At 68.7% G+C, this 7,208-nt stretch carries 6 protein-coding genes and 2 pseudogenes; 3 read left to right on the top strand and 5 right to left on the bottom strand.

What is annotated here, in order from left to right; genetic code table 11:
- On the bottom strand, positions 1 to 340 hold a 340-nt coding region (locus EBH09_RS03925), incomplete at its 3' end, for a tetratricopeptide repeat protein (RefSeq protein ID WP_121745589.1).
- A gap of 154 nt (positions 341 to 494) precedes the next feature.
- On the opposite strand from EBH09_RS03925, the gene EBH09_RS03920 reads away from it, so the two are divergent.
- The gene (locus EBH09_RS03920; RefSeq protein ID WP_121745588.1) at positions 495 to 1,460 is read left to right on the top strand and encodes a pirin family protein; all 966 of its coding nucleotides are present in this window, start codon (positions 495 to 497) and stop codon (positions 1,458 to 1,460) included.
- A 1,110-nt stretch (positions 1,461 to 2,570) separates the two neighbouring features.
- A pseudogene (locus EBH09_RS03915) lies at positions 2,571 to 2,864 on the top strand (ABC transporter permease); the annotation flags it as partial.
- A gap of 211 nt (positions 2,865 to 3,075) precedes the next feature.
- Here EBH09_RS03915 and EBH09_RS03910 read toward each other — a convergent pair.
- On the bottom strand, positions 3,076 to 3,765 hold the full coding sequence (locus tag EBH09_RS03910) for a TrkA family potassium uptake protein (protein ID WP_121745587.1): 690 nt from the start codon (positions 3,763 to 3,765) through the stop codon (positions 3,076 to 3,078).
- Positions 3,758 to 5,098, bottom strand: a complete 1,341-nt coding sequence (locus EBH09_RS03905) for a potassium transporter TrkG (protein WP_345940926.1) — start codon at positions 5,096 to 5,098, stop codon at positions 3,758 to 3,760. Before EBH09_RS03905 ends, EBH09_RS03910 begins: the two co-directional genes overlap by 8 nt.
- A 219-nt stretch (positions 5,099 to 5,317) precedes the next feature.
- Between EBH09_RS03905 and EBH09_RS37690 the strand changes: the two genes are divergently transcribed.
- Positions 5,318 to 5,461, top strand: coding sequence for a hypothetical protein (locus tag EBH09_RS37690; RefSeq protein WP_193776095.1), 144 nt, complete (start codon positions 5,318 to 5,320; stop codon positions 5,459 to 5,461).
- Between the two features lie 11 nt (positions 5,462 to 5,472).
- Here EBH09_RS37690 and EBH09_RS03900 read toward each other — a convergent pair.
- Both EBH09_RS03900 and EBH09_RS03895 read right to left on the bottom strand, forming a co-directional pair.
- A pseudogene (locus tag EBH09_RS03900) lies at positions 5,473 to 6,099 on the bottom strand (helicase); the annotation flags it as partial.
- A gap of 24 nt (positions 6,100 to 6,123) precedes the next feature.
- The gene (locus tag EBH09_RS03895; protein WP_345940921.1) at positions 6,124 to 7,206 is read right to left on the bottom strand and encodes a nitroreductase family protein; all 1,083 of its coding nucleotides are present in this window, start codon (positions 7,204 to 7,206) and stop codon (positions 6,124 to 6,126) included.
- Positions 7,207 to 7,208 lie beyond the last annotated feature (2 nt).

Raw genomic sequence — 7,208 nt, 5'->3', positions numbered from 1 at the left:
CGGCGAAGTCGCCCGCCAGCGCGGAGGCGATCCGCAGCTGCGCGTCGGCCTCGTCCTGGCGCCCCTGCCGTTCGAGGGTGCGGCCCAGCATCAGCCGGGCGTACTGCTCGACGGGATCGCGCTCGACGACGATCCGCAGCTCGTCCTCCGCCCGCCGCAGTTGGGCCGAGTGGTAGTAGGCGCGCGCCAGCAGCAGCCGCGGTCCGGTCCGCTCGGGCACCTCCTCGACCAGCCCGCTCAGCACGCGTGCCGCGGCGGCGTAGTCCTTGGCGTCGAAGAACATCCGCGCGCGCTCCCAGCGCTCCGCCTGCGTTCCGTGGTCGTAGTACGTCGTGTCCACTCGTGACCTCCTTCGGTGTGCTGCAACCACCCCACCTGGTTGAACATTCCACCATCGGTGGGGGCGGTGCAGTGGGAGGGCCGTATCCGCCCGTCACGGTGACGGCCGGAGGACGGTCTGACGCGGAGGCCCGCCCGGCGCTAGTTTGGGCGGCATGAGCAATCTTGATCGCGAGGCGGTTCCCAGCCTGTGCGGCGGCCGCGGCTTCGTGGTGGCGGAGCCCGTGCGGGAACTCCTCAGCCCTCGCCACGTCAGGCTCGGCGAGTCCACCGAGGTCCGCCGACTCCTGCCCAACCTGGGCCGGCGCATGGTCGGCGCCTGGTGTTTCGTCGATCACTACGGTCCCGACGACATCGCCGACGAGCCCGGCATGCAGGTGCCGCCGCATCCCCACATGGGCCTGCAGACGGTGAGCTGGCTGCACGAGGGCGAGGTACTGCACCGCGACTCCACCGGCAGCCTCCAGACCATCCGCCCGCGCCAGCTGGGCCTGATGACCTCGGGCCGCGCGATCAGCCACTCCGAGGAGAGCCCGCGGTCGCACGCCCGCTTCCTGCACGGCGCGCAGCTGTGGGTCGCCCTTCCGGACGCCCACCGCCACACCGACCCGCGCTTCGAGTTCCACGCCGACCTGCCCGTCGTCACCGCCCCCGGCCTGACGGCCACCCTGCTCCTCGGCACCCTCGACGGCACCTCCTCGCCGGGAACGACGTACACCCCCATCGTCGGCGCCGACCTGACCCTCACCGGCGGCACGGACGTACGTCTCCCGATGGAACGGGACTTCGAGTACGCCGTCCTTTCCATGGCGGGCGAGGCCCACGTCGACGGCGTGCCGCTGGTGCCGGGCTCGATGCTCTACCTCGGCTGCGGCCGCGACGAACTACCCCTGCGCGCCGACTCGGACGCGAGCCTGATGCTCCTGGGCGGCGAGCCGTTCGAGGAGGAGCTGATCATGTTCTGGAACTGGATCGGGCGCTCCCAGGAAGAGATCGTACAGGCGCGGCGGGACTGGGTGGAAGGGACACGGTTCGGGGAGGTAAAGGGGTACTACGGGGCCCCGCTGTCCGCACCGGAGCTGCCGCCGGTGCCGTTGAAACCGCGGGGGAGGGTGCGCTGACCTGCGGGAAAGCGTCAGCATTGGTGTCCGCGGGGTGGAAGGCGGCCGGGCCGTACTCGCTGCCTTCCATCTGCTTGTCAGAGGCGTCCAGGCAGGCGTCTGGCTCAGACCGGCGCGGTTGGCGATTCCACGATGTGGCTGTCTGTGGGCAGCCGTGGCAGGACACTTGCTGACTCAATGCTGACTTTGCTGACGTGCCGTCAGGTGAGGTTGAAGGGCCCTTTGCCCATTTCCGGCGATCGCGTAGGTGTTTGCAGGATTGGTAGGGGTCGGGCCAATGCTGACCTGCCCGGCGATCGAGTCGGGCGTTGGAGAGGGGCAGCGCTGTTCGCGCTGCTGCCTTGTGGGGATCTGACAAGACACTAGTGTCGCCGCTGACCGTCGGCAGCGCGTGCTCGGTCCGATCCGAGGAAGCTGTGCGGGAGAGTAACTGGCAGGTTCTTCGTCTGCTCGTGGTATGCGCTGGCCTTCACCTCTGACCAGCGGTAGCGGGCTGAATGGTCTGCTGTGAAACCGAGTTGGTCCGCGACTGGTCCGGATCTCGGTATGTGGTCCGTAGTTCGTGGTGCCGGTGAGTGACCCCCGTGGTACCACATGGCACAGGTTGTAGAGACCGTCTTTGGGTGTCCACGCGAGTCCATGGTGTGTGCGTTGTAGCAGGTCAGGGCTTTGCGGTCCGGTGGCGTCGGCGTAGTTGGCGACAGGCGGGTGACAGCGCCGGTGATAGACCGAGGCTCCGCCGGGGGCATCCTTGGCGGGCCTCTGCCCGGAGCCGTGAGACGAAGCTTCACCGGAGCGCTCCGGTGAGGCACCGCCGTGAAGTTGACTGTGCGTGCACGCGTGACGCGTTCGGCTCGTCATGCGAGTTGTCTTCCAGCGCTGTTCTCGGGGACGCTGGGTTTGCGATCGCAGCCATAGACGGACGACGTGGCCCGAGGGGCAACCTGGCAGGCTCAGCGGCGTGCCAACACTGTCGGCGATGAGCGAGGTGGACAGGCCGTCCATGAAGGCGGACCTGCTGCCGTCTGTCAGGGCCGTGGTGGGCATCTCGACCACGACCACCGCGCAACCCGAGCACGCGCAGCCCTGCACCCCGGCCTACTCAGGCGGATCGCGGTCGGGTTGGGCCTGTCCAGCCCGAACGCGGAGGCGGCCGGCAACAGCGCCATGCCGCTGATCCTCCTGCCGCTGATCTCGAGCGCCTTTATCCCCGCCGAGACGATGCCGGGCTGGATCCAGCCGATCATCGAGTACCAGCCCTTCACTCCGGCCATCGAGACCCTGCGTGGTCTGCTCCTCGGCAGCGAGATCGGCCACAATGGCTGGCTGGCCGTCGCCTGGTGAGTGGGCCTTACGGCCCTCGGCTATCTCTGGTCCAGGGCCCCGTTCAACCGCGACCCGAAGGAGCCGAACAGCCCCGCCTCGGATTTCGATGCCGGCGTCCGGCCCGTGCGGGCGTCCGGTACCTGGTCCGACGGCGCCAAGCCGTACGGCCGAGGCGAGGAGTCACTCGACGCGCACTGCTGCGAACTCAGAAGCAACGGGCCAGGCCAGGGCCACTCCGTTAATTCTTCGGCAAGTACTACTGCGGACCGTTGTCTGTCGCCGGCCGGTCCTACTGGAGTTCGCTGAAGCGTTCGGTCGCTCGGGTGCGTCCGGCGACGATGATGGTGTCGTCTGCTTCTACGACGGTGTCGGCGGTGGCGTAGGTGAAGCCTTCGCCGGGGCGTTTGATGGCGACGACGGTGATGCCGTAGCGGGTGCGGACGGCGCTGTTGGACAGGGGGAGGCCGATGATGTCGGCCGGCGGGTTGGTCTTGACCATGGCGAAGTCGTCCTCGAACTCGATGTAGTCGAGCATGCGGCCCCGTACGAGGTGGGCGACGCGCTGGCCCATGTCGTGCTCGGGGTAGACGACGTGGTGGACGCCGAGCTGGGTGAGGATGCGGCCGTGGGCTTCGCTGGTGGCCTTGGCCCAGACGTTCTCGATGCCGAAGGAGATCAGCAGCGAGGCGGTGAGGATGCTGGCTTCCAGGTCGGTGCCGATGGCGACGACGGCGCGCTCGAACTCGTGGACGCCGAGCTGGCGCAGGGCGTCCTCCTTGGTGGAGTCGGCCCGTACGACGTGGGTGAGGGAGCCGGAGAGGGCCTGGACGACTTCGGTGTTCTCGTCGATGCCGAGGACTTCGGTGTCCTCATCGGCGAGTTCCAGGGCCAGCGCGCGGCCGAAGCGGCCCAGGCCGATCACGACGACGGAGCCCCCCGGGCCGCCGCGCCGCTTCTTGGGGCTGGGTTTCCTAACCAATGACGGGTCGCTCCTCGGGGAGGTCGTACAGGCGGACGCGACTGCGCAGGGCGAGCGCGGAGGCGACGGTGATGGGGCCGAGCCGGCCGATGAACATCAGCGCGACCAGCAACAGCTGCAAGCCGGGGTGCAGGCCGGCGGTGATCCCGGTGGACAGACCGACGGTGGCGAACGCGGAGGTGGTCTCGAACAACGACTGGTCCAGGCTGTGGTCGGTGAGGACCACGAAGGCCAGGGTGGAGACGGCGATGGCGGCCACGGACAGCAGCACGACGGTCAGTGCCTGGCGCTGGAGGTCTCCGTGCAGGCGGCGGTGGAAGATGTTGACCGTGGCCTCGCCGCGGATCTCGGCGTACATGACGAAGAACAGCACCGCGAAGGTGGTGACCTTGATACCGCCGGCGGTGCCGGCGCTGGCACCCCCGACGAACATCAGCACATCCGTGCCCAGCCAGCTCGCGGGGTTCATCTGGGAGGTATCGAGGCTGTTGAACCCGGCGGTGCGCGGCATCACGCCCTGGAAGAACCCGGCCAGCAGCTTCCCGGAGGCGTCCATGGGCCCCAGGGTGGCCGGGTTGGACCATTCGATCGCGGTGATGAAGGCGCTGCCACCGACCAGGAAAATCCCGGAGGCCCACAGTACGATCTTGGTGTGCAGGGACCAGGACCACGGCCGTCCCCAGCGGCGGCGCAGCTCGAACAGCACCGGGAAGCCCAGTCCGCCTGCGATGACCGCCAGCGCGATGGGCAGGCAGACCCAGGGATCGGTCGCGAAAGCCATCAGGTTGTCGGAGTAGAGCGCGAACCCGGCGTTGTTGAACGCCGAGACGGCGTGGAAGACACCCAGCCACACCGCCCGCGGCCACGGCTCGTCATAGGCGGTGGCGAACCGCAGGGCCAGCACCAGGGCAGCGACCGCCTCCAGCAACAGGCTGACCTTGACCACACCGGTCACGACCGAGCGGACGTCACCCAGCCCCAGGGTCTTGGTCTCCGCGGCGGCCGTCAGACGCGCTTTCAAGCCGATGCGGTGGGAGACCAGCAGGACCAGCAGAGACGCGAAGGTCATGATGCCGAAGCCACCCACCTGGATGAGCCCCAGGATCACCGCCTGCCCGAAACCGCTCCAGTAGACGGGGGTGTCCACCACGATCAGACCGGTCACACACACCGCGGACGTGGCGGTGAACAACGCATCCACCGCACCCGCGCCGCCCGGCCCCGCCTTGGCGACCGGCAGCATCAGCAGACCGGTCCCGGCCGCGACAGCCGCGGCGAAGCCGACCACGACCACCTGCGCCGGATGCCTGAGACGCGGCCACCGGCGCGTCACCACAACAAGCCCTCCGCTCCGCGGACAGGCACCACGATTGTTCGCACTGGAAGACGATAGACAACCTTAACGGCGATTCCGGCGCTGGGCCCTGCCTTGTGCCCTCTGCCGTGTCTACGCTTGAGCCATGCGCCTCCGACGCGGTCCCCGTTCAGCGTATCCTCGCTGGTCCCTGTCTGAGCAGGCGGCCAAGTGAAAGGGCCCGCATTCGACCATGGCATGCGGCGCACCGAGTACACATTATTCCTGGCTGCCACCCTTCTGGTCACCGCTGGTGTCTTCAGCGACACGCTGTGGCTGCTGGGCATTGGGGCTTGGGCGCTGATTGCCGCCTGCCTGATCGAAGCGATCTATCGGCCTTGACCTCGACGGCAGGCGGCCGCCAGGTCCTCGTCCGCGGCGTCGCGCGCGTACAGCTCGGCTGCGGTCTTCGGAAGCTTCTCCGCGAACGCGGCCGCTTCCTCGACCTTCTGGTGGTACGTCATGACGGTACGGAGGTTGTACGCCGCGGCGTGCTCCAGCAGCGCGGTCTGCAGGAGCGCCAGGCGCCGGCCACGCCGCGCCTCCTCCGACTCCCCGAGGATGGGGGAGGGGTCGTGGATCTCGAGGATGTCGATCTCGAATCCGGCGAGGATGCCCCGCTCGATCGCCTCCGAGAGTCCCAGCTCGGCCAGCCACGGCCCGTACGTCTCTCTGAGTGTCCTGTCCCATGGACGCCAGTTCCGCCTCCATCCCGGCCGCGCCCTTTTGGGGGCGGGGTGAGGCGAGGCTCCGCGGGATGGCGGTGAGGCAGAGCCGGTAGTCCGCCGGGATGCGGGCGTTGTCGTGGACCGCCCCCTACGGCCTGGCGAAGACGACCATGGGCCCGATTCCGGCTCACAGGGCGGGAGCTGGTTCGGGTTCGTGGTGGTGCGCACCCCCAGCGAGGTGAGCACCGCGTCGTTCTCCAGCGAGCACGCCGCGACCATCGGCACTGGATCGCCCAGGCGCCGGCCTGCTCGATGAAACTGATTGTGGTAGCCGTTTCACGAGTTCGGTGTTCCCTGCTCGATGTCCAGCACCTCGCGTATCGGCCGCCTGGGTGTGGCGGGGCCTGATGGCCCGTACCCGAGGCGCAGCACCATTTGTACGTGTCCGGTGCCGGTCACCGGATCGCGCAGGGGCCAGCGCAGGTCGGCCCATTCCAGAGGCTGGGCGGCGAAGGAGCTGCACAGCCCGTGCAGGGTGGCCAGCAGCAGGACGCGTTGCATCGCCTGGCCGGCGTGCAGCCAGTCCTGCGGGTGGTCGCGGTCCGTGCTGAGCAGGGCCAGGTGAGGGTGGTGCTCAAACTCGGCGGCAGCGCGGCCTACGACTGGCCGGTCGCCGGCGAAGTCGCGCATCGGTGCCTTCCCGCCGAGCTTGCGTGGGCCGAAGGCGTACTGCGGGACTCCTTCGCTCTCCGTGTCGGAGAACGGGACTCCGCCGTGGGTCCACTGTGCCAGGTCCGTGGTCCTGGTGTGATCGGTGATGTTGCGGGCCTCCGCCTCCCGCGCCAGTTCCAGCACTTCGTTCAGGTGCCACCCGGTGGGGAAGGTCAGCGAGGCGCCCTCGTGGCGTGCGGCGTCTGTCAGCACAGTCTGTACAGCCTCAGGTATCTCGGTTTCCTCGAACGGGTACCGGCTCGTGTGCCGCCGGTGAATGGCCGGGTACAACACGCCGAGCGCGCTGCTGCCGCCGCCCAGGGCGGTCAGCTGCACGGAGGCGAGCAGCTCGGCTTCCCGCGGGTCCGGCAGCAGACGGGTCTGCGGATGCCAACCGTCGTGCCCGGCCGCGACCCGCTGGTTCATCAATGCGGCGCCACAGCCGATGTGGAGAGCGCGTCCATGGGGGTCGGTGTGCGTGACGGCACGCGCGGGGTCCGAGCGCAGATGGAAAGTATGGCTGCCCTGGAAGTAGCGGAAGCGCCACGGCTGCGCATTGTGGAGGGACGGCGCGGCTGTGGCGTCGTGAACCAGAACGGCCACCCATTCTTCGTAGGACGGTTGTGCCGACACCATCGCCTTCTCCCCGGGGCCGACAGACCCCTTCCGGTCCGCCTCCGGGTACCGGTACTTCCAGGCTGCCACCACCG

The sequence above is a fragment of the Streptomyces sp. E2N166 genome (assembly GCF_003671715.1).
Lineage (GTDB): Bacteria > Actinomycetota > Actinomycetes > Streptomycetales > Streptomycetaceae > Streptomyces > Streptomyces thinghirensis.
This window is presented reverse-complemented; position numbering and strand designations above follow the sequence as displayed.

Excerpts from the sequence above, each read along its gene's own strand:
- EBH09_RS03920 (WP_121745588.1), top strand. The coding sequence starts at position 495 with ATGAGCAATCTTGATCGCGAGGCGGTTCCCAGCCTGTGCGGCGGCCGC.
- EBH09_RS37690 (WP_193776095.1), top strand. The coding sequence starts at position 5,318 with ATGCGGCGCACCGAGTACACATTATTCCTGGCTGCCACCCTTCTGGTC.